Raw genomic sequence first — 1,613 nt, forward strand, 5'->3', positions numbered from 1 at the left:
AGCCGTGCGAGGTCAAGAGCGCTGCCGGCCAGCGGCCGGCACTAGTCGCGATTCAGGTCCGTCCGGGGTCAGGCCTGGGCGGCGGCGGCCGCTTCCTCGGTCACCGCCGGCGTGTCCATCGGCAGCTCCGGTTCCGCGGCCGTTTCCGGCAACGCACCGTGGTCGGGGAACAGGCGCGGCAGCTCGGCGACGAAGCGGACGATGCAGGCTTCGGCGAACTCACGCGATGCAGCTTTCGCCTTGGCGTAGTCGTCGGCCTGCCATTCCTGCAGCGGAGCAACCCGCGCTTCGTCCTGGCAGTGCACGCCCTGGCCGCCACTGGCGCTGCGGAACAGCTTGCGCACCAGCGGGAAGCCGATGGTTACATCGTGGCGCAGCTCATACGGGGTCTCTGCGTCGCTGAGCTTCTGGTACACCAGGGACCACTGGCCGGCGCTGGCTTCCACGGTGCGCTCGTCACTGGGAATGGCGCCGGGATGGGCCGTGAAATAGAGCGCCAGCTGCTCGCGGATCATGCCGGGCAACGCGCCGAAGGCCGGGCTGGGAACGGACTGGATGTCCTCGCCGCGCACGTTGTTCTTGCTGAAGCTGTTGCTGGTGCCGATGTCACCCACGCCGGTGACGAACGCCAAGGCAGACAGACCGACCTTGGCTGCGGTGACGGCGGCGGTGTCACCGCGCATCACAAGGCGCAGCACATGGTCGCCCACGCGATTGCCGTTGGGCCCGACGCCCAGGCCGGAAGTGACCTTTACCCGTTGCAGGCTGCTGAGATCCAGTGCGGGTGCCACAGCCACTGTGACGTCCCCGACGGCTGGTCCGGCGACGGCCGCAGCTGCCGGTGCGGCCTCGGCGATATCGGTTACGGGCATGGCGTCCGTTGCCGGATCCGGTGATGCCCCGGACGTGACCGCAGAGGCGGCGACAGGCGTGGGTGCTTCGTCGACGGCGTAGGCCGACGGAGCCAGCAGCAGGCTGGCCGCGATCGCGACGGTGAGGCAGGCTGGGCGTAATGCCACGGTGGTACTCCTTGGGGAAACGTGATGGGTGCGCGCGCTGCAACTCACTGCGCCGCGAATTCCTTGATCGGGAACGCCTTGCAGCGCGTGACCGCGGCGGCGAGGTCGACCTGGGCGCCTGTTGCGGCGCTGTGCGACGGAGTCACTGCGGCAGCCTCCAGCCACAGACTGGGCAGCGCCTGTGGCGATTCCAGCACCCGGTTCCAGAGCGCGTCGCGCATTGGGCTGCTGTAGGTGCTGCCGGGCGTCACGATGCACAACCGCGTACCGGGGGTGCTGCTGGCCTGCTGCAGCACCTGCTGCAGTGCGGCGTTGGCGCTGCCGTCGTCGCTCAGCTGCTGCGGCGCACTGTTCTGCGTGGCGTCCTGGATCTGCAGCTTGCCCGGGGTGAACAGCAGGACCTGCATGTCCTGGCGCGGTTCGATGCGCACCGGCGCGCGGGTGCCCTCGCAGCTCGTGGGGGTTGGCCGCGCCTGCTGCGGTGTCACGCTGCCATCGGTATGCACCTGGCGGATATGCAGCCGGCACATCTTGTCGGCCACTTCAAATTCCACCTCGTAATCCTGCCCGGGCTTGGCCACGAACTGGCCTGAC

1 protein-coding gene and 1 pseudogene are annotated in these 1,613 nt (G+C 68.8%); both read right to left on the reverse strand.

Features of this window, described 5'->3' with window-relative positions; translation table 11 throughout:
* Positions 1–68: 68 nt before the first annotated feature.
* Positions 69–1,019, reverse strand: coding sequence for a hypothetical protein (locus AC1VAN_RS21265; RefSeq protein WP_442252126.1), 951 nt, complete (start codon positions 1,017–1,019; stop codon positions 69–71).
* Between the two features lie 44 nt (positions 1,020–1,063).
* Positions 1,064–1,613: pseudogene (locus AC1VAN_RS21270) on the reverse strand (hypothetical protein); the annotation flags it as partial.

The sequence above is a fragment of the Stenotrophomonas sp. 05L44_2 genome, assembly GCF_056665995.1.